This is a genomic window from Eubacterium sp. An3 (assembly GCF_002159465.1).
Classification (GTDB): domain Bacteria; phylum Bacillota; class Clostridia; order Lachnospirales; family Lachnospiraceae; genus Anaerobutyricum; species Anaerobutyricum stercoris.
Genome location: NZ_NFIR01000008.1, coordinates 63,975 through 83,352, shown reverse-complemented (window position 1 = coordinate 83,352; position 19,378 = coordinate 63,975). Strand labels below are relative to the sequence as shown.

Genomic DNA, 19,378 nt, shown 5'->3' with positions numbered 1-19,378 from the left:
GATGTGTTCCTCCTATTCTCTGACAGATAAATACCGGTAAGTCTCGCCGGTGTCGCCGGTTTTCTCAATCTGCATCAGGTCATTGAACACGGATGTGAGGCTCTCCACCGTCACATCCCGGCCGCCGAGACCGTAACAGTAGTTGATTACTGCCGGATGGAGATTTTTATTGTAAAGGGCGGATTTGATCTCTGCTCCGAGAGGGCCGCAGTTGGTGTTGAAATCCTCGGTCCGGTCCATGATGGCCAGGTATTTCACATGGGAGAGCGCCTCGGCGATCTCCTCAGCCGGAAATGGACGGAAGAGTCGGATCTTCAGGATGCCTGCTTTGACGCCCTGCTCCCGGAGCTGATCTACGGTGTCCTTGGCGGTTCCTGCTGCGGAGCCGATCAGGACCATGGCGTAGTCGGCGTCCTCCAGCTTATACTCTTCAAACAGGCCGTATTTTCTGCCGGAGATGCCGGCAAATTCTTCCGCCACATCGAGGGCAACCTGTTTGGCGTTGCGGAGACCCTGCATCTGTGCCCGGCGGGCTTCCATGACGTAGTTGGTCACGGCGTAAGGGCCGTAAGCGATGGCTTCGCCGTCCTTTAAAAGGTAATGTTCCGGCTCATATTCGCCCACGAAGTTTTTCACCACGTCATCTTCCAGAAGTTCGATGTTTTCCACGGCGTGGCTGGTGATGAAACCGTCCTGGCAGATCATGATCGGAAGCATCACGTCTTTGTGTTCGGCGATGCGGTATGCCTGAATCATGTTGTCGTAGGCTTCCTGATTGTTCTCGGCAAAAATCTGAATCCATCCGGTGTTTCTCGCGCCCATGGCGTCGGAATGATCGCAGTTGATGTTGATCGGGCCGGAGAGGGCGCGGTTTACAAGGGCCAGACAGATCGGGAGCCGGTCGGAGGCAGCCACATTTAAGACCTCCCACATGAGGGCCAGACCGCAGGATGAGGTGGCGGTGATGGTTCTTGCGCCGGCCGCCTCGGAACCGATGCAGGCGCTCATGGCGCTGTGCTCGCTCTCCACCGGTATGAACTCGGTGTCCACCTGTCCGTTGGCCACAAAGCTGGTGAAATACTGCGGAATCTCTGTGGAAGGAGTGATCGGGTATGCCGGCATGACGTCGGGATTGATCTGGCGCATGGCGGTGGCAACCGCTTCATTTCCGGATAAACGTTCTTTGATACCCATGTTATCTTACCCCCTTTAACATGACGATGGCGTCGAAAGGACAGGCTTTCACGCAGATGCCGCATCCCTTGCAGTGGTCAAAATCAAAATCTCCCCGTTTGCCATTAACAATCGGGATGGCGCTGTCCGGGCAGGCCGGCGCGCAGAGGAGACACTGTTTACATTTTTCTTCGATGAACTTTGGCGTGTCTGTCCGCCATTCTCCGGTATTGAACTCGGCGGCGGTGCAGCTTCCAACGACAGTACAGCCCAGAGTGAGGTCCTGCCATTTCACATCCAAACCTAATTTGCTGATATCTGATGCCATTACTTAACCTCCTGTAAAGCCAGTGAGAGAGCTTTCATGTTTCCCTCGATCACTTCCGGCTTTGATGCAAACTTATGCGCGTAGGACTTGCGCATTTCCTCTAAGAAACGTTCCTCCTCCATGATGCCGCTGACCTTCACGATGGCTGCCAGCATCGGAGAATTCGGGAAATACTGTCCCAGCGCTTCTATAGAAATCCGACGGGCGTCGATGGTGTACACCTTTCCTTCGTATCCGTGAAGATGAGGAAGAATCTCCTCCTTCGGACGGGCGGTGTTGATGACGATGGCGCCGTCTTTTTTGAGACCGTCGGTCACGTGGACAGAATCCAGCAGGGTCTCATCCACCACGACTACGTAATCCGGGTCGTAAATGTTGGAATGAACCCGGATAATATCGGAGCTTAAACGGTTATAGGCGGTGATAGGCGCGCCCATACGCTCCGGGCCGTATTCCGGGAAGCCCTGCACGTACATTCCCGTGTTGAAAGCGACGTCGGCAAGGAGCAGAGCCGCGGTTTTTGCACCCTGACCGCCCCGGCCGTGCCACCGGATTTCGATTAAATCTTTCATGATATCCTCCATTCTATGTTCAGGTATGTAAATGTAACGCTGTAAATATAATATATGAAAACAGCATGTCCGCAGGGATATTCACGGACTGTATGCTGTAGAAAAACGAATGTCCGTGCTGTGCGGATAAAAATGATTAAAAAAAGAGTCCCGCTCGCGGAATAAGTACGCTGTATGCCTTCTTGAAGAGAATACATTTTTCCTCGTGCAGGAATTACTTTATGAAAATTCACAACGAATTCGATTATATCATTATTCATTGTTTTTGTGAAGAGAAAATATATAAAAAGCTCCGTATAATGTATAAAAAAGGGCCGAAAACGGGTTGACAAACAATCTTAGACATATTATACTTGATTCATAAAATTTCAAAGGCAAACCCGCCGAAAGACGGGGACGCAAAGCCACGGGTCTAAGGTCTTCTGACTATGACAGCCGGTTGCCGCATTTATTTTACAATGTGTATCAGATATTTAGATGATTCTGTAATTTGGCGACCGCTTATATACCTGTATAAGCGGTTTTTCTATATTATAGGAATTTTCGTTGGAATTCCTATAATACAGAAGCCCTCCGGGCGGGATGCACACTCGCGCGCAAAGAACTTTGTCGCTAAAGCGACCGCGCTCGGCGCGAGAGTTCTGACGGACAGAACTCTTTATTCTTCACAGGACACCATGAATCGGAAGAGTCTGATGCACCCAGACAGGGGAGGATGTGTATGATGAGAAAAAACAGAAATGATAATTTAAAAGAAAATACTACAGGAAAGAAAAGACTTACTTTTGCAGGAAAAGCAGCCATATTGTGCACGGTGGTCATGCTTGCTGCCGGCGGTGCCTACACATGGCATATACATACGACGAATGTGCCGGAGCTTACCACATTCGTCGATCATGAGGGAGAGACTGTGATCATTGGCGGTGAGGAAGTGCCTTTAGGCGGCGAGCCGAAGGTGACTACTGACACCAAAACCAAGAAAAAGACAGTGATGCTGAAGAAACCGTCTAAGAAGACCCGCACCAAGAAGTCCACAAAGACGAAGAATTCTACAGATACTCAAAAAAATGGTTCGAATGTTGTTGTAACTGAAACGACGGTGGTGACGGTGAAAAGACAGAAGTTCAAAAAGAATTCCAGGAAAAAAGTGATCATCACAAAGATTACAACGACGAAGAAGGTCAGCGTACAGGCGGCGGGCAATGTGCAGACACAGTCTGCTTCCCAGAACAGCGCTGACGCCGGAGCAACAACGGCGGATATCAAGACGCTGGCTCCTAGGCTCAACGGCACGCTCATGAATGCGTATACGACATTGGGATTCACGGTAACCATCGATCCGACAGTATCCTATTCAGGATATTTTAATGCGAGAAATCAGTCTATTATTTTGAGAAAATCGGGAGATACCATTTATCATGAGATGGGACATTTCCTTGCATTCGTTGCAGGCAATGTGGATAAGAGATCGGATTTTGCCTCTATCTATAATGAAGAAAAAGGGAAATACGCAGGCACCAATACAAATTATGTGACACAGAATGCCTCTGAGTATTTTGCAGAGTCTTTCAAAGATTATACATTAAATGCATCGGCACTGCAGAAGAGCCGTCCAAAGACCTATCAGGCTATTGTGAGCGCACTCTCTAACGTAACATCGCAGCAGATCAATAAGCTGAAGCTGGCCTACGGTCCGATTTGGAATCAAAATTAACAGAGACTTTACCAGAAGCCGGGAGGATTGTTCTCCCGGCTTTTTAATATATGTGGGAAAAATTTGACATTCATTTACTGATTTCAGTATAATAGGAAAGAATATTTTCATGCGGTGAGATGGAGGCAGAAGAATGGAGAAAACTTACAGAACGGATTTGACTTGTTTTCTTGGGGATGAAGAGAAGGAGAGCGTCGAAGGCACTCTCATGGGAGTCATGATGGAAGCCGGATTCCGGGCGCAGGAGCTTCCTTTCCGGCATGCTGCCTTTTCCATAAAGGAGGGCGGGCTGAAAAGAGCGATGGATGCTGTCCGGTGTTTGGGCATCAGGGGAGCGTATCTGGCGCCTGTGCACAGAGCGGATGTGCTTTCCTGTCTGGATGAGCTGTCTGCCGCAGCCCGGCTCACCGGCCAGGCAGACGCGGTGTTTTGCCTGGATGGAAGGCTTATGGGAGAGAACACCGGAGGCAAGGGATTTGTCACCTCTCTCATGGAAAAAGGCGTTTTCCTTACCGGGAAGACTCTTACCATACTGGGGACGGGAGATGACGCCCGGGCAGCCGCTGTGGAAGCGGCACTTTCCGGAATCAGCAGGATATATATCACAGGCAAAGATGAAGAGCAGGGCCAGACGCTTGCCCGGCTGCTCACCGAACACACCCGGACGGAAGCATCGTATATTTTCCGGGCGGAGGGTGAAGCAACGCGGATACCAGAAGATACAGATATTGTATTGCGGGCGGAAGCTAAGCAGCTGGAAGAAGCCGGGCCGCAGCCGGAAGAGAAGCTGCGGGCGGAAGAGGAACAGGACTCCCCGGCTCCCGGGGAAGACCAGCACCAGCTTCCGGCTGAAGACGATGGCGCTATAAAGTCCGGCACAGAGTGCTCGGGCATCCGCAGCCATATGATCGTGTGTGATATGGCGCTTTCCCCGCGAAAGACCACCTTTTTAAAACAGGCGGAGGACTGCGGGGCCAAAACCGTGGACGGTCTTGAAATGTTTGTCAATCAGGCGGTGCTGACCTACAGTTTATGGACGGAGCACATCGCACCGCGGGACATTTTTTATGACGCTGCTCTGAGGGCGCTTGACCCGGAAGACGGGCAGGAGGACGGCGGTGCGGAGCCGGCGGCGGAAACAGCGGAAGCGGCGGATCGCCGTCTCATAGAAAAGATGATGGACTATTACGCCGGAGACCCGAAGCGGATTCAGCATTTCCTGAAAGTGTATACATTTGCTAAAATGATCGGCGAAGAGGAGGCGCTGCCGCCGGAGGAGCTTTTTGTACTGAGAACGGCAGCCATCGTCCATGATATCGGTATCAGGGTCAGCGAGGAGAAATACGGCAGCTCGGCCGGAAAATATCAGGAAAAGGAAGGGCCTGCCGTGGCGGAGCCTCTCCTTTTGTCCTGCGGCTATGAGGAAGAAGTCATTGACCGGGTGCTGTTTCTCATTGCAAACCACCACACTTATGATAGAATAGAAGGAGCAGATTATCAGATACTGGTGGAAGCAGATTTTCTGGTAAATCTTTACGAGGACGGATGCAGCCGGGAGACGGCGGAAAATGTAAAGAAAAACATTTTCCGGACGAAGGCGGGCGTCCGCTGTCTGGAACAGATGTATCTGAATATTCAAAAATAACAAAGAGACTTCGGAGAAGGATACCGGGGTCAGCAAGGAGGAAACCATGATATTTGGAGTAATTTTGGCCGGGGGAATCGGCAGCAGAATGGGAAATGTGGAGAAGCCGAAGCAGTTTCTCACCATCGGCAGCAAGCCGATCATCATTCACACCATTGAAAAGTTTTATGCCAACAGCAGATTTGAAAAGATCATCGTACTTTGCCCGAATCAGTGGCTCAATCACACAAAGAATCTGATCCGGAAGGATTTTAAGAACACGGACCGCATCGTGGTCATCGAGGGCGGAGACACAAGAAATGAAACTATTATGAATTCCATCCGCTACATTGAGAAGGAATACGGACTGGATGACGATACGATCATCGTTACCCACGACTCGGTCCGTCCGTTCCTGACACACCGTATTATCGAGGATAACATCAATTACGCCATCAAATACGGCGCCTGCGATACGGTCATTCCGGCTTCGGACACCATCGTGGAGAGCAAGGGACACGCGGTCATCAGCAACATACCGGATCGTTCCATCATGTATCAGGGACAGACGCCGCAGTCCTTTAAAGCAAAACGCTTAAAGGAGCTTTATGAATCACTGACGGAGGAGGAGAAAAAGATCCTCACCGACGCCTGCAAGATCTGCGTGATGAAGGGAGAAGACGTGTACCTGGTGGAGGGAGAGGTATTTAATATCAAGATTACCTATCCGTATGACTTGAGAGTTGCTGAGACTTTGATAAAAGGAGAATAGACATGTTAAATACAGTATACCGTCTGGTCGCTCCCAGAAGATTTGAAGTGGCATTTAACGATATTGACTTAAACGGGGAGCAGGTGGTGGTCCGTCCGACGCATCTTTCCATCTGCCATGCAGACCAGCGTTATTATCAGGGAAGCCGTCCCATGGACGTTCTTGCAAAGAAGCTTCCTATGGCATTGATACACGAAGGAATCGGCGATGTGGTCTATGACCCGCTGGGCGAGTTCAAGCCGGGCGAGCTGGTGGTCATGATACCGAACACGCCGGTGGAAAAAGACGAGATCATCGGAGAAAACTATTTAAGAAGCTCCAAGTTCCGCGCCAGCGGATTTGACGGTTTCATGCAGGACAATGTGGCTCTGGACAGAGACCGGGTGCTGCGTCTTCCCCCGGACATCGACCGGACCGTGGCGGCCTTCACGGAGATCGTCACCGTGAGCGTGCAGGCTCTTCATCGTTTTGACCGTTTCGCCCATGCCCGCAGGAACATCGTGGGTATCTGGGGCGACGGCAACCTGGGCTATATCACTTCGCTCTTTTTCCGTTACATGTATCCGGATACGAAGCTGATCATTTTCGGTACGGATAAAGAGAAGCTTAACAGCTTTTCCTTCGCCGACGAGACCTACCTGGTGTGGGACGTGCCGGAAAATGTAGAGATTGACCACGCCTTTGAATGTGTGGGCGGCGACGCCTCCCAGAAGGCTATCAATCAGATCATCGACCTGATTCATCCGGAGGGAGCCATCTCCCTGCTGGGCGTATCCGAGTATCCGATTCCGATCAACACCCGTATGGTGCTGGAGAAAGGTCTGCGCCTGTTCGGAAGCAGCCGGAGCTCCCGCGAGGACTTCGAGAAGACCGTGGAAATGTACCAGAAGCATCCGGAGATCCTCGGATACCTGAGCAACATCGTGGGCGCCCAGGTGGAAGTCAAGTCCATCGCTGACATGAATAAAGCTTTTGAATTAGATATCCATAAAATGATGGGCAAGACAGTCATGATCTGGAATAAATAAAGATTCGTCAAGGTGAAAAGGAATGATGCACAGACGATAACGTAGGACCACAGGCAGGTTCGTCCGACTTGACCCTCAGTCGGACTGACAAAAGATATCTCTGCTTCAGAGCTATGTCAGTCCTCCTTCACAGCTCGCGGCCGAAAGCTGTCTGTGGTCAAAACGTCATCTGTGTTGTGTAAGATTGCCTGTGCCGTATCACCTTGACATAATAACAACACGTAAAAATGCCGGAGATTCGTAAGAAATGCAACGTGAATCAGCCGGAGGTTGCTGGCTGGTGCAGTTCTGATGACACCGGTTGTCAAAAACATTCCTTCGAACGTTTGACCAGACGACTGTGAGTGCAGGCGTTTGACATATGAAGCTGGATGTGTACGGAAGAAACGTCTGCTGAGGTGGAGGAGGAAAACTTCTATCACATGACTTGTCTTTTCGCGGCAGAGATTTCTGTGGGTTACAGAAGAAATGCACAAATCTTAATTTCTAAACATAATACCCCCTTTGTTTCATACAATAGAATACAAAACACCCGTAAGGCGGAAGGAAGAGTGTCCATGGATTATCTGGCGGAAATGATTGCAGCGGTGGATCGTGCGGTATGGGGATCGGTCATGCTTGTGCTGCTGGTGGGAACCGGCGTGGTGCTGACGGTACGCTGCCGTTTTCTTACGTGGAGGAATCTGCCCTGGGCTGTTCAGGTGACTTTAAGCCGGGAGGCCCGGCAGAAGAAGGGGAGCGGTGATGTGTCGTCGTTTGCGGCTCTCACCACAGCCCTGGCGGCCACCATCGGCACGGGAAATATCGTGGGCGTCGCCACAGCCATGGCGGCCGGCGGACCGGGAGCATTGGTGTGGATGTGGGTTTCCGCCTTTTTTGGTCTTTCTTCCAAATTCGCAGAATGTATGCTGGCGGTGAAGTACCGGGAGAAAAATGAGCGGGGAGAGATGAGCGGCGGGCCCATGTATACCATGAAGAATGCGTGGAAACTGAAATATCCGAAGTTTGGGGCGGTGCTAAGCGGCTGCTTTGCCTTTTTTGCGGTGCTTGCTTCTTTTGGTATCGGAAATATGACGCAGAGTAATTCTATCGCTGCATCGCTCCGAACCGCTTTTGGTTTGTCCGAGGTAAAGGTGGGAGTAGTCCTTACTGTACTCGCATTTCTGATCATCATGGGCGGCATCCGGAGCATTGCGAAGATATCTTCGGTGGTGGTGCCGGTCATGGCGGTATTCTATATGGGCTGCGGCCTTATTGTCATCCTGGGTAATCTCCATAATCTTCCCGCCGGTATTTGTATGATCTTTAAGATGGCGTTCAGTCCCAGGGCGGTGGGCGGCGCCCTCGGCGGTAATCTCACCGCGTCTTTGTGGACTGCTCTCCGCTATGGGGTGGCCAGGGGCGTTTTCTCCAATGAAGCGGGCATGGGTTCCGCCGCCATCACGGCGGCGGCAGCCACGGCCGACCATCCGGTACGTCAGGGTTATATCAATATGACTGGAACCTTCTGGGATACTCTGGTGGTATGTACCATCACAGGTTTGGTCATCGCCTGCTCCGGCGTGCTCGGGCAGGTGAATCCTGCCACCGGAGCAGCCTACGAGGGCGCGGCCCTTACCATCGCCGCCTTTTCTACAGTGCTTGGCAGGACAGGCGGCGCGCTGGTGACCATCGGAATCGTCCTGTTTGCATTTTCTACTATCCTTGGCTGGGAATATCAGGGAGAGAAGGCATTCGAATATCTGGCGGGAAGCCGCCGTTACAATCGGATATACCGGCTGCTTTTCTCGCTGGCCGTCTACATCGGAGCGACCCAGACCCTGGAACTGGTGTGGGGATTTTCCGACATAGCCAACGCGCTGATGGCGCTGCCGAATCTCATCTCGCTGCTGCTTTTAAGCGGGGAGGCGGCAGCGGAAGCGAAAGAGTATCAGAACGTCATTGAGAAAGAGAAGCGGCTGGCGCGGATAAGAAAAAATCCCTCCGGATGCCGCCGCTTCCGGTAAGAAAAATAAAAATCCTCCGGAAAAACTCCCGGAGGATTAGAGATTGCCTATCGTTTAATTATCCAGTTTAATGCCTGCCAGCAGTGCGCCCAGTCCGGTGGAAGCGCTGCCCTCGTCCTTGTAGGATACGGAAGGTTTCTCTTCCGGTGCATCCTGCGGCTCTTCGTCCTGAGCAGCTTTGATGCTCAGGCTGATCTTGCCGTTTTCTACTTTGAGAACTTTCACTTTGACTTCCTGTCCGGCTTTTAAGACTTCGCCAGGGGATTCAATACGTTTGTTGGCGATCTGGGAAATGTGCACCAGTCCGGAGAGACCGTCTCCCAGGTCAACAAATGCGCCGTACGGCATCAGGGATTCCACTTTGCCGCTTAAAACGGAGCCCGGAACCACTGCGTTGATCTTTCTCTCTTTTTCTTCCCGGCGTCGGTCGTAGAGCACTTCCTTCACGGATAAGACGAGACGGTTTTTCTCCTCGTCTGCGGTGATAACCTTCGCGTCCACCGTCTTGCCGAGGTAAGGATTGGTATCTTCCACGTATCCGATCTCCAGATGGGAAGCCGGGATAAAGCCGCGCAGGCCTTCCACATAAACGATAACGCCCTTGTTGACGATTCCTCCGATCTTCAGGCTGAGAACCGTACCTTCTTCCATGTATTTCTTCACGGTCTCCCATGCCATCGCTTTGGATGCCTCTTTAACAGAAAGAGAGACATTTCCTTCGCCGTCGTCATCGGATAAAACCACAGCCTTCACAGTGTCGCCCACCGGAACGCTCTGCAGGGAGAAGGAAGGATCGTCGCTGTAGTCTTCTTTTTTGACGATGCCCTGGGCATGATAGTTGATGTCCAGATAAACGGCATTCTCATCCACGCCGGTGATCACGCCTTCCACCACGTCGCCTTCATTGAGCTTCCGGAAGGAAGCTTCCAGTTCCTTTTCAAAATCTGCCATTGTTTCGCTCATAATCGTATTCCTCTTTTCTTCTATATTTTCTGTCTGGTAAGAAATGTGTCTGATGTTCTCATGGAATGGCGCGCTTTTCCGTGGAAATGGCGCCTTTTGCATTCCATACTATAAAATAGTAACACATTTTTCAGGCTCTTCGCAATGGATAAATGCAAAGAAATACAGCCTTTCCGGTAGAAAAACGGGAGAATCTTTGTTATACTAATAAGAACTGCCCGGAGCATGGCAGAAAATGTCAAATCCGGCAGAACAAGAAACAGGCCGGTGTTTGCAAAAAACGGAAAACATATGAAGGAGGCAATATAATGGATTTAAATACAGGAATGAAAATGACATTAACGGATACAGTAACAATGGATAATGCGGCGAAGACTCTTGGCAGCGGCAGTCTGCTGGTGTACGGAACTCCGGCCATGCTTCTGCTGGTGGAAAAGACAGCGGTGGCTCTGCTTGAGGGACATCTGGATGAAGGAATGACCACGGTCGGCACCAACTTAAACGTGGACCATGTGTCCGCCACACCGCTTGACGCCGAAGTTAGCTGCCAGGTGGAGCTTACAGAGATCGACAGAAAGAGACTGGTATTTTCTGTGGAAGTAAAGGACGCCGCCGGAGTCATAGGCAAAGGAACCCACGAGAGATTCATCGTGCAGGCAGACAAGTTCCAGCAGAAAGCCAACGGCAAGTTTCAGGCATAGGCGAAGCAAAGGTATGAGTGGACAAAGAGAGAAGAAGTATCGAGAGAAAAATTATCAAGAGAAGAATCAGCATAGAGAGAGCCGTTCGCAAGTGACAGACGGCAGACACGGCGGCCCGGAGCAGACAGCGGAAAGTACTGCGCCCGTCCGCCTGAACAAATATTTGAGCGATGCCGGCGTCTGCTCCAGGCGGCAGGCCGACCGCTATGCGCAGGAGGGCCGGATTACCATCGACGGCCAGGTGGCGGAGCTTGGGCAGAAGGTGCTGCCGGGCCAGAAGGTATGTGTTGACGGCCGGCCGGTGGACACCGAAGGGGGCGTCAGCCACAGAAGAATCGTGCTGGCGGTCAACAAGCCAAGGGGAATTGTCTGTACCACTTCCCGGCAGGAAAAAGATAACATTGTGGACTTTATCGGCTATCCGGAGCGCATTTATCCCATGGGACGGCTGGATAAGGACTCGGAGGGACTGATCCTCATGACCAACGACGGAGAGCTGATGGATGAGATACTCCGGGCGAGAAACGGCCACGAGAAGGAATACGAAGTGCAGGTAAACCGCCCGGTCAGCGAGCGGTTTTTAAAAGAGATGGCGGGAGGCGTCCCGATTCTTGATACAGTGACCCGGCCATGCCGGATCAGAAAGACCGGAACCTTTTCGTTCCGTATCATTCTGACTCAGGGACTGAACCGGCAGATCCGCCGCATGTGCGAGGCCCTCGGCTACCGGGTGCGGGCGCTGAAGCGGATCCGCGTCATGAACATCCATCTCGGGGAGCTGCCGACCGGCGCTTACCGGGAGCTTAGCGAAGCGGAGATTTTTGAACTGATGCGGCTGACCGGAAAGACGGGGCCGGCTGCAAGAAAACCAACCCGGCGCCAAAGACCAGATTGAGGAAAAGGAGAACATCGTGGAAAAACAACAACGAATCAAGGAGCTTGTCTCAAAACTGAATGAGGCCGCCAGAGCCTATTATCAGGAGGACCGGGAGATCATGTCCAACCGGGAATATGACGCCCTTTATGATGAGCTTGCCGCTCTCGAGAAGGAGACGGGCATTGTTCTGGCGGGCAGCCCGACGATGCAGGTGGGCTATGAGGTGCTCAGTGAGCTGGAAAAGGTTCCGCATGACTCTCCGATGCTCTCGCTGGACAAGACCAAGAGCCCGGAGGCGCTCCGGGACTGGCTGGGAGACAGGAAGGGTATGCTTTCCTGGAAGATGGACGGTCTCACGGTGGTGCTCACGTACCGGGACGGGGAGCTGCAGCGGGCGGTGACCAGAGGCAATGGCGTCATCGGGGAGGTTATCACCAACAACGCCCGGGTATTTAAGAATCTGCCGGCGAAGATTCCTTTTGACGGGGAGCTGGTGCTCCGGGGCGAGGCGGTCATCCGCTATTCGGACTTCCGCAGGATCAATGAGAGCATAGAAAATGTGGAGGCAAAATACAAGAATCCCCGGAACCTTTGCAGCGGTTCTGTGCGGCAGCTTAACAACGAAGTGACCGCCAGAAGAAATGTATTTTTCTTTGCATTTTCTCTGGTGAGCGCCCAGGGCAGAGAGTTAAGCAACTCCGTGGAAGAAAATATGCTCTGGCTGGAAAGCCTTGGCTTTGAGATTGTGCCGTACCGGATGGTGGACGGAGAGACCATCGTGGGCGCAGTGGCGGCGTTTGCAGAGAAAATCACGGAAAATGATTTCCCATCCGACGGGCTGGTACTTATCTACGACGACATCGCCTACGGCAACTCGCTGGGAGCCACGGCCAAATTCCCGCGAAACTCCATCGCCTTTAAATGGGCCGACGAGGAGGCGGAGACGGTGCTGGAGAGTATCGAGTGGAGCCCGTCAAGGACCGGACTCATTAATCCGATCGCTATTTTCTCTCCGGTGGAGCTGGAGGGAACGATGGTGAGCCGCGCCAGCCTTCATAACTTAAGCATCATGGACAGCCTGGAGCTGGGCGTGGGCGACCACATCAAAGTGTATAAAGCCAACATGATCATTCCGCAGGTGTCGGAGAATCTGACAAAGAGCGGCTCTTACGAGACGCCGGAGCACTGCCCGGCCTGCGGCGGAAGAACGGAGATCCGCATGGAAAATGATGTGAAGTCTCTGTACTGCCCGAATCCGTTTTGCAGCGCCAAGAAGGTGAAGCTTTTCGGACACTATGTGAGCCGGGACGCCATGAACATCGACGGACTGTCCGAGGCTACCCTCACCAAAATGATCGACAAAGGATTTCTCTCGGAGCTTTACGATCTGTACGAGCTGAAACCGTATCAGAGTGAGATCGTGGAGATGGAAGGCTTTGGAGAGAAGTCCTGCGCCAACCTGCTGGACTCCATCGAGGCGTCCAGAAATACTACCCTGCCGCGTTTTGTTTACGGCCTGGGAATCCTGAATATCGGCGCAGCCAACGCCAAACTGCTCTGCAAACATTTCGGCTACAGCCTCTCCGCACTCATGGGAGCTTCCGTGGAAGACATGGTGGAGATTGAGGGCATCGGCGAGGTGATCGCAGCCAGCGTCCGGGATTACTTTGACAATGAACACAATCAGCAGGTGATAGAGAAGCTGCTGTCCTATCTTACATTTGAGGAGATGCCTGCGGAGGCAGAGGGCAACCAGCCGCTTTCCGGCAAGACCTTCGTGATCACCGGCTCCGTGACGCATTTTAAGAACCGGAAGGAACTGAAAGAGCGAATCGAGGCGCTGGGCGGCAAGGTTACCGGTTCCGTGTCCAAGAATACGGACTACCTGATCAACAATGATAATCTTTCAAATTCAACAAAAAATAAAAAGGCAAAAGAACTGGAGATTCCAATCCTCACTGAGGAGGAATTTCTGGAAATGATATAGGAAGGGAAGAGATGATACGATATGCCAATTAGAATTGACGCCAATTTACCGGCAAAAAAGATTCTGGAACATGAGAATATATTTGTGATGGACTACGAGCGTTCCATGCGGCAGGATATCCGACCGCTGCGCATCGTCATCATGAACCTCATGCCGACTAAGGAAGAGACGGAGCTGCAGCTTCTCCGGAGCCTGGCAAACACCCCTCTGCAGGTGGACATCTCCTTTCTGAAAACAGAAATGCACAATGCAAAAAATGTGTCCGCCAACCACCTGGAGGCGTTTTATACCACATTTTCTGAGATCAAAGACGACTATTACGACGGTCTGCTCATCACCGGCGCGCCGGTGGAGACTCTGCCGTACGAGGAGGTCGATTACTGGCCGGAACTGGTGGCGGTGATGGAATGGTCAAAGACCCATGTAACCTCCACCTTCCACATCTGCTGGGCGGCTCAGGCAGGACTCTACTACCACTACGGCGTGCGCAAATACCTGCTGGATGAGAAAATCTTCGGAATCTTCAAACACCGGACCATCCACAGAAAGACGCCGCTGGTGCGCGGCTTCGACGATGTATTCAACGCGCCGCACTCCCGCCACTCCGCCATCGTCCGGGAGGACGTGGAGAACAATCCGGCCCTCACTATCCTGGCAGACTCCGAGGAGGCCGGCCCGTTCATCATCATTGCCAAGGAAGGCCGTCAGATCTTCGTGACCGGTCACCCGGAATACGACGTGGTCACCCTCGACCAGGAATACCGCCGCGATCTGGCAAAAGGCATGGACAACGTGCCGTTCCCGCAGGGATACTACAAAGACGACAACCCGGACTTAGGCCCGGTCAAATCCTGGCGCTGCCACGCCAACACCCTGTATACCAACTGGCTCAACTACTATGTATACCAGATGACGCCGTACATTTCTGAGGAGATCAAGAATCTGAAGTAACGGAAAAACGATGGGCATTATGAAAATGAAAGTATAACAGGCTGCCGCCAAAGCACACGTTGTGACGAACACAGACACATTTCATAGAGATATGTGACGTTCGCCCGCGGGGTGCATGGCGGCAGCCTGTTTGGCTGTTTAGGAAAGAATCTGCGGCAGACCCAGGTAGTTCAGAAGTCCTACGTAAATGCCATAGGCGAATTGGTAGGGTTCCTGCTGCATGAGCTGGTTATCCTCGTAGTTGGTGATGTAGGCAAGCTCTACCAGGATGGCGGGCATGCGGGTGTTGCGCAGCACATAGAGGGATGGGTTGGTGAAGACGCCGTTATATTTGGTGCCCAGCCGCCTCACGATCTCTGCCAGCACGTCGAGAGCCAGATACCAGGCGGCGGAGTAACTTTCCATCACATAAACCTCGGAGCCGTTGGCGTCGGGATTTTCGCTAGCGTTGGCATGGATGCTGATGAAGTAGTCCGCCGGCCAGTTGTTGGCCTGGGTGACCCGTTCCCGCAGGCTGCTGGTGTTATTGTAGCCTAAGGTGGTTTCGGGGGTGGGGCGGGAGAGCTTTGCCGTAAAACGGTAGTCTTCCGATAATATGTTATACAGATATTGTCCGACCTGATAGGTAATATCCTGTTCGCGGATGCCGAAGCCTTCGGCGCCGGCGTTGACCCCGGCCGGGTTATGTCCCTGATCGATATAAATACGAATCGCCAATGTGACAGCCTCATTCTTTTTTTTCAGTATATTCTGTGAGGACACAAAAGATGCGTAGAAAAAACCGAAGTTTCATGGTATACTGGTAAGGCGTGATGTAAGGCGGCAGAGGCTGTCAGCAAAGGAAAAACAGCGCGGAAAAAGAACAGGACAAACGTGCAAACGAAATTATGGTAATATTGATGAAAAGAATGATGAATATATGAGTAAGGACAGATGGAAGAATCATAAAAACGAAGAAAAAAATGAGTATGACAACGGCAGATATGACGGTGGAACCCGCATCGACGAAGATGCGGCCGGGTTTCGTGAAAGGAAGGGAAAGAAAATGTCTGCCGACGACCTGGGGGAATGGATTCAGGATATGGTGCAGGACGCCGTAGAATCCATGGATTTCAGTCAGCTCAGCCAGAATATCCGTGATGCAGTGGATACTGCGAAAGACGCGGTGGGGTCTGCCCGGGAAACTATGGCAGAGCAGATGAAGGAAAGGTCTGAAAAGTCAGGGAAAGCGGAGAAAAAGCGGTATGGAAAGAGGTATCGCTGGCCGGATGACAGCCGGGTGCAGCGGCCGGTGGAGAGCCGGCAGCCGCAGGAAAAGGGATGGCTCAGAAAGATTCCCGGACAGTGGAGCGGCCCGGTGCGGACGGTCACAGGTGCGTGCGGTCTTGTGGTATTCGGCGCGCTGAGTCTCGGTTTTGGCCTGGCAGGCCTTGGTTTCGCCATGACAAACGGTATCATTACCACGGCCACTATCGTTCTGGAGAGTGTGTTCATACCGCTTACTCTTGTGAGTGGAGTGATTCTTGGCACCGGGCGGTCTGCCGGACAGCGGGCGAAGCGCCTGCGGGAATATGCCGCAGTGTGGGGTGAAAACGGTTTTGTCATGCTGGAAGACCTGAAGAATGCGACGGGATACGCCATGAAGCGGATTCAGAAGGATATCCGGTTTCTTATGGAACGGAGATTGATTCCTTATGCGAGGCTGGATGAGAATAAAACCTGTCTGATGCTTACGAAAGAGGCAGGGGAACAGTATGATGCGGCTGTGCGTTCCAGGATGGAGAGGGAACGTCAGGAGACGGAGCGTCAACGGACAGAAGGACAGTTTGACGGAAAAACAGCCGCGGACGGGCAAACGGAGAAAAGGAGCGGGAAGCGCCCTGAGGATATGTCGGAAGAAGAACGGAAAATGTACGAACTTCAGCAGACCGGCGGCAGTTATCTGCAGGAACTCCGGAATCGCAGAAAGAGGATTCAGACGCCGGAAGTGACGGAAAAACTGGATCATCTGGAGCTGCTGCTCAGCCGGATTTTTGTGTGCATCCAGGAATATCCGGAGAATATTTCCCAGGCGGACAGGCTGATGGAATACTATCTTCCGTCGGTGATGAAGCTGGTTCGCGTGTATGAGGATATGGAGAAGCAGCCGATACAGAGTGTGAATATCATAAAAACCCGTATGGAGATCGCCGAATCTCTGGACACAGTAAATCAGGCGCTGGAAGCCATGTATGACGACATGTTCCAGGATGTGGCCATGGACATTTCCTCTGATATTAAAGTGCTGGAAACCATGCTGGCAAAGGATGGCTGGGGCGGACAGACGCTTCGTTCCGGGGCAGAACCGGGGGCATCCATCTGGGATAAAGGGGAATAAGGATGTATAGTCTGATATCAGACAGAAAGGAGACCTATGGATATTGAGCAATTATTAAAGGAGGGACCGTCTCTGACGCTGAATCCTGAGGAGGAGTTCAGTGATCTGGTCGTGAAGGAGCCGCAGAAGGAAGAAGTGCAGGCGGAGAAAGCCTATGAAGAAGAAAAATATCTGACAGATGCGGAGAAAAAACAGGTGGACGCCTTTGTCAAAGAGATTGAATTAAAGGACTCTGCAGCGATCCTGCAATATGGTTCCGGCATCCAGAAAAAGATGTCCGATTTTTCAGAAGGAACGTTGAACAAGGTTCGCAATAAAGATCTTGGCGAGATTGGAGAGCTTTTGAGTGGTGTTGTGACAGAATTGAAAGAGTTCGACGAGGAAGAAAGCAAAGGCGTGTTTGGTTTCTTCAAGAAGAAGATGGCAAAGGCAGAAGCGCTGAAGCTCAAATATGACAAGGCGGAAATAAGCATTGAGAAGGTTTCAAAGACACTGGAAGGTCACCAGATGCAGCTTCTGAAAGACAGTGCTCTTCTCGATCAGCTTTACGATCTCAATAAGGTGTATTTCCGGGAACTGAACATGTACATTCTGGCAGGAAAGAAAAAGCTCCGTCAGGTGATGGAGGAAGAGCTGCCGCAGGCGAGAGCGAAGGCTTCCGCTTCCGGAGCGCCGGAGGACGCCCAGGAGGTCAGCGACATGGAAGCCATGTGCAACCGCTTTGAGAAAAAGATCCACGATCTGGAGCTGACCAGAATGGTTTCCCTGCAGATGGCGCCGCAGATCAGGATGATTCAGTCCAGTGACGCCATGATGGCGGAAAAAATCCAGTCCACGCTGGTCAACACCATTCCGCTCTGGAAGAGTCAGATGATCATTGCTCTCGGTGTGGAACATTCCAGACAGGCGGCGGAGGCTCAGCGGGAGGTGTCAGACTTTACCAATGCTCTGCTCAGAAAGAATGCGGAGAAGCTGAAGACAGCTACTGTGGAGACAGCGAAGGAGAGCGAGAGAGGCATTGTGGATATGGAGACCCTTATTGCTACTAATGAGAATCTCATTTCGACCATTGACGAGGTAATGCGGATTCAGAGTGAGGGAAGGCAGAAGCGAAGAGAGGCAGAGGTGCGCCTCACAGAATTGGAAGACCAGTTGAAAAACAAACTGCTGGAAACCTCCTATAAATAAGTAAAAACCGGGAAAGCTCTGGTCTTGTGATTTTAATTAAAAAAGAGTATAACAAAAGCATCCGCTATGTGATGATTCCCAGAAACTGAATCAAGAATTCAGTAATCGGGAATCAAAACATACAGGATGCTTTTTTATTCATATATGTATCGGATATCATTAAGTATATCAGAGAATCTCTGGTATACGGTACATTTGCTGAGAAAATGTATCAGTGATTAGTTAAAGATTCTTCTGATTGTAACGATGGAGCGGTAAGCTGCATTGTTGGAAATCTTGATGCCGTCTTTTGGATTGCTGGCGTGAACAATCTTGTTATTGCCCATGTAAAGCGCAACGTGTCCGTTGTAGCAGATGATATCGCCAGGTTTTGCAGCGCTTAAGCTGCTGACTCTGGTTCCACAGCTTCTCATAGCACTGGAAGAGTGTGGAAGAGACTTACCAAAATGTCTGTATATGCTCATGATATATCCGGAGCAGTCGGCGCCGTTTGTCAGGCTTGTGCCGCCCCAGCGGTAAGGATTGCCAACGAACTGTAATGCAAAGTTTACAACTTCCTCTCCTTTTGTATAAGGATTCTTGGCAGTTCCGCCGTCTTCCAGCTCAATCTTATTACCTTTGGTGTATCCGGTCTTACCGTTAACGAAGACCTTTACCCATTTAGAACCGGTGGTAAGAACGGTGAGCTTTGTTCCCTTCTTGACCGTTGCCATCCAGGAAGCGTTTTTACCTTTTCCGGTACGGATAACAAGCTGTTTTGCCTTTACGGTTCCCTTCACTGCGTTTGCATCCGGATCAGAAGCAGTTCCGGACTCTGTGTTGAGATATCTGCCTTGTGTATAACCGGTTTTGCCGTTCACATTTACCTTTACCCATTTGGAACCGGTAGTGAGAACTTCTACCTTATCGCCTCTGTCTAAAACAGTGATACGTTTGGAATTCATGCTTTTCTTAGTTCTGATATTCAGAAAGCTTGAATTAACAGTACCGATTGTGCTTGCGTCTACAGTAGCAATATTATTTCCAGCGGCTGGGAGAATTGCGATATTTAAAACGAGTGCGGAAATCGCCAGACTTGTGCCCAGCCGTTTATATGTATTTGACATTTCTGTAACCT

Annotated in this window: 17 protein-coding genes, 1 pseudogene and 1 riboswitch; of the genes and pseudogenes, 12 read left to right on the top strand and 6 right to left on the bottom strand. The window is 51.4% G+C overall.

The features are described from left to right. Window positions 1-12 precede the first annotated feature (12 nt). From porA to B5F87_RS08985, 3 genes are read right to left on the bottom strand one after another with little or no spacing between them, the layout of a single operon-like run. Window positions 13-1,194 carry a pyruvate ferredoxin oxidoreductase gene (gene porA, locus B5F87_RS08995; protein WP_087279996.1) on the bottom strand — a complete coding sequence of 394 codons (1,182 nt, stop codon included), beginning with the start codon at window positions 1,192-1,194 and terminating at the stop codon, window positions 13-15. 1 nt (window position 1,195) lies between these two features. Beyond that, window positions 1,196-1,501, bottom strand: a complete 306-nt coding sequence (locus B5F87_RS08990) for a 4Fe-4S binding protein (protein ID WP_087279993.1) — start codon at window positions 1,499-1,501, stop codon at window positions 1,196-1,198. Next, on the bottom strand, window positions 1,501-2,073 hold the full coding sequence (locus B5F87_RS08985; RefSeq protein WP_087279990.1) for a 2-oxoacid:acceptor oxidoreductase family protein: 573 nt from the start codon (window positions 2,071-2,073) through the stop codon (window positions 1,501-1,503). The genes B5F87_RS08990 and B5F87_RS08985 overlap by 1 nt, the downstream gene beginning before the upstream one ends. 363 nt (window positions 2,074-2,436) lie before the next feature. Further along, window positions 2,437-2,520, top strand: a riboswitch (cyclic di-GMP riboswitch). Window positions 2,521-2,794: 274 nt separating this feature from the next. Here B5F87_RS08985 and B5F87_RS21405 point away from each other — a divergent pair. The 6 genes and pseudogenes from B5F87_RS21405 to B5F87_RS08955 all read left to right on the top strand — a co-directional run bounded on the left by B5F87_RS21405 (window position 2,795) and on the right by B5F87_RS08955 (window position 9,217). Then, on the top strand, window positions 2,795-3,787 hold the full coding sequence (locus B5F87_RS21405) for a hypothetical protein (RefSeq protein ID WP_242964355.1): 993 nt from the start codon (window positions 2,795-2,797) through the stop codon (window positions 3,785-3,787). A 133-nt stretch (window positions 3,788-3,920) separates the two neighbouring features. After that, window positions 3,921-4,856 (top strand): annotated as a pseudogene (locus B5F87_RS21590) (hypothetical protein); the annotation flags it as partial. Between the two features lie 105 nt (window positions 4,857-4,961). Continuing rightward, complete coding sequence (locus tag B5F87_RS21395; protein WP_087280127.1) at window positions 4,962-5,432, top strand: HD domain-containing protein; 471 nt, start codon at window positions 4,962-4,964, stop codon at window positions 5,430-5,432. Window positions 5,433-5,478: 46 nt separating this feature from the next. Further along, window positions 5,479-6,183 carry a 2-C-methyl-D-erythritol 4-phosphate cytidylyltransferase gene (locus B5F87_RS08965; protein ID WP_087279984.1) on the top strand — a complete coding sequence of 235 codons (705 nt, stop codon included), beginning with the start codon at window positions 5,479-5,481 and terminating at the stop codon, window positions 6,181-6,183. Window positions 6,184-6,185: 2 nt separating this feature from the next. Next, the gene (locus tag B5F87_RS08960) at window positions 6,186-7,211 is read left to right on the top strand and encodes a ribitol-5-phosphate dehydrogenase (protein ID WP_087279981.1); all 1,026 of its coding nucleotides are present in this window, start codon (window positions 6,186-6,188) and stop codon (window positions 7,209-7,211) included. Between the two features lie 557 nt (window positions 7,212-7,768). Then, window positions 7,769-9,217, top strand: coding sequence for a sodium:alanine symporter family protein (locus tag B5F87_RS08955; RefSeq protein ID WP_087280123.1), 1,449 nt, complete (start codon window positions 7,769-7,771; stop codon window positions 9,215-9,217). A 54-nt stretch (window positions 9,218-9,271) separates the two neighbouring features. Here the strand turns inward: B5F87_RS08955 and B5F87_RS08950 are convergent, their stop codons facing one another. Further along, the gene (locus B5F87_RS08950; RefSeq protein ID WP_087280120.1) at window positions 9,272-10,180 is read right to left on the bottom strand and encodes a S1 RNA-binding domain-containing protein; all 909 of its coding nucleotides are present in this window, start codon (window positions 10,178-10,180) and stop codon (window positions 9,272-9,274) included. A 308-nt stretch (window positions 10,181-10,488) separates the two neighbouring features. Here B5F87_RS08950 and B5F87_RS08945 point away from each other — a divergent pair, with 308 nt between their 5' ends. Genes B5F87_RS08945 through metA form a run of 4 tightly spaced genes read left to right on the top strand, consistent with a single transcriptional unit; the run spans window position 10,489 to window position 14,696 of the window. Continuing rightward, on the top strand, window positions 10,489-10,881 hold the full coding sequence (locus B5F87_RS08945; protein ID WP_087279978.1) for a thioesterase family protein: 393 nt from the start codon (window positions 10,489-10,491) through the stop codon (window positions 10,879-10,881). 13 nt (window positions 10,882-10,894) lie between these two features. Next, complete coding sequence (locus tag B5F87_RS08940; RefSeq protein WP_087279975.1) at window positions 10,895-11,776, top strand: pseudouridine synthase; 882 nt, start codon at window positions 10,895-10,897, stop codon at window positions 11,774-11,776. Window positions 11,777-11,789: 13 nt separating this feature from the next. Continuing rightward, complete coding sequence (gene ligA, locus B5F87_RS08935; RefSeq protein WP_087279972.1) at window positions 11,790-13,745, top strand: NAD-dependent DNA ligase LigA; 1,956 nt, start codon at window positions 11,790-11,792, stop codon at window positions 13,743-13,745. Window positions 13,746-13,766: 21 nt separating this feature from the next. Next, window positions 13,767-14,696: a homoserine O-succinyltransferase gene (metA, locus tag B5F87_RS08930; protein WP_087279969.1), complete on the top strand. Its 930-nt coding sequence runs from the start codon at window positions 13,767-13,769 to the stop codon at window positions 14,694-14,696. A 138-nt stretch (window positions 14,697-14,834) separates the two neighbouring features. Here the strand turns inward: metA and B5F87_RS08925 are convergent, their stop codons facing one another. Continuing rightward, a complete protein-coding gene (locus B5F87_RS08925) occupies window positions 14,835-15,458 on the bottom strand; it encodes an N-acetylmuramoyl-L-alanine amidase (RefSeq protein WP_242964349.1) in 624 nt (207 codons plus the stop codon). Between the two features lie 157 nt (window positions 15,459-15,615). Between B5F87_RS08925 and B5F87_RS08920 the strand changes: the two genes are divergently transcribed. Beyond that, window positions 15,616-17,073: a 5-bromo-4-chloroindolyl phosphate hydrolysis family protein gene (locus B5F87_RS08920; RefSeq protein WP_087279963.1), complete on the top strand. Its 1,458-nt coding sequence runs from the start codon at window positions 15,616-15,618 to the stop codon at window positions 17,071-17,073. A 36-nt stretch (window positions 17,074-17,109) separates the two neighbouring features. After that, window positions 17,110-18,261 (top strand): toxic anion resistance protein, encoded by a 1,152-nt coding sequence (locus B5F87_RS08915; protein ID WP_087279961.1) that lies wholly within the window; start codon window positions 17,110-17,112, stop codon window positions 18,259-18,261. A 218-nt stretch (window positions 18,262-18,479) separates the two neighbouring features. Here B5F87_RS08915 and B5F87_RS08910 read toward each other — a convergent pair whose 3' ends face one another. After that, window positions 18,480-19,367, bottom strand: coding sequence for an NlpC/P60 family protein (locus B5F87_RS08910; protein ID WP_158097002.1), 888 nt, complete (start codon window positions 19,365-19,367; stop codon window positions 18,480-18,482). Window positions 19,368-19,378: the final 11 nt, after the last annotated feature.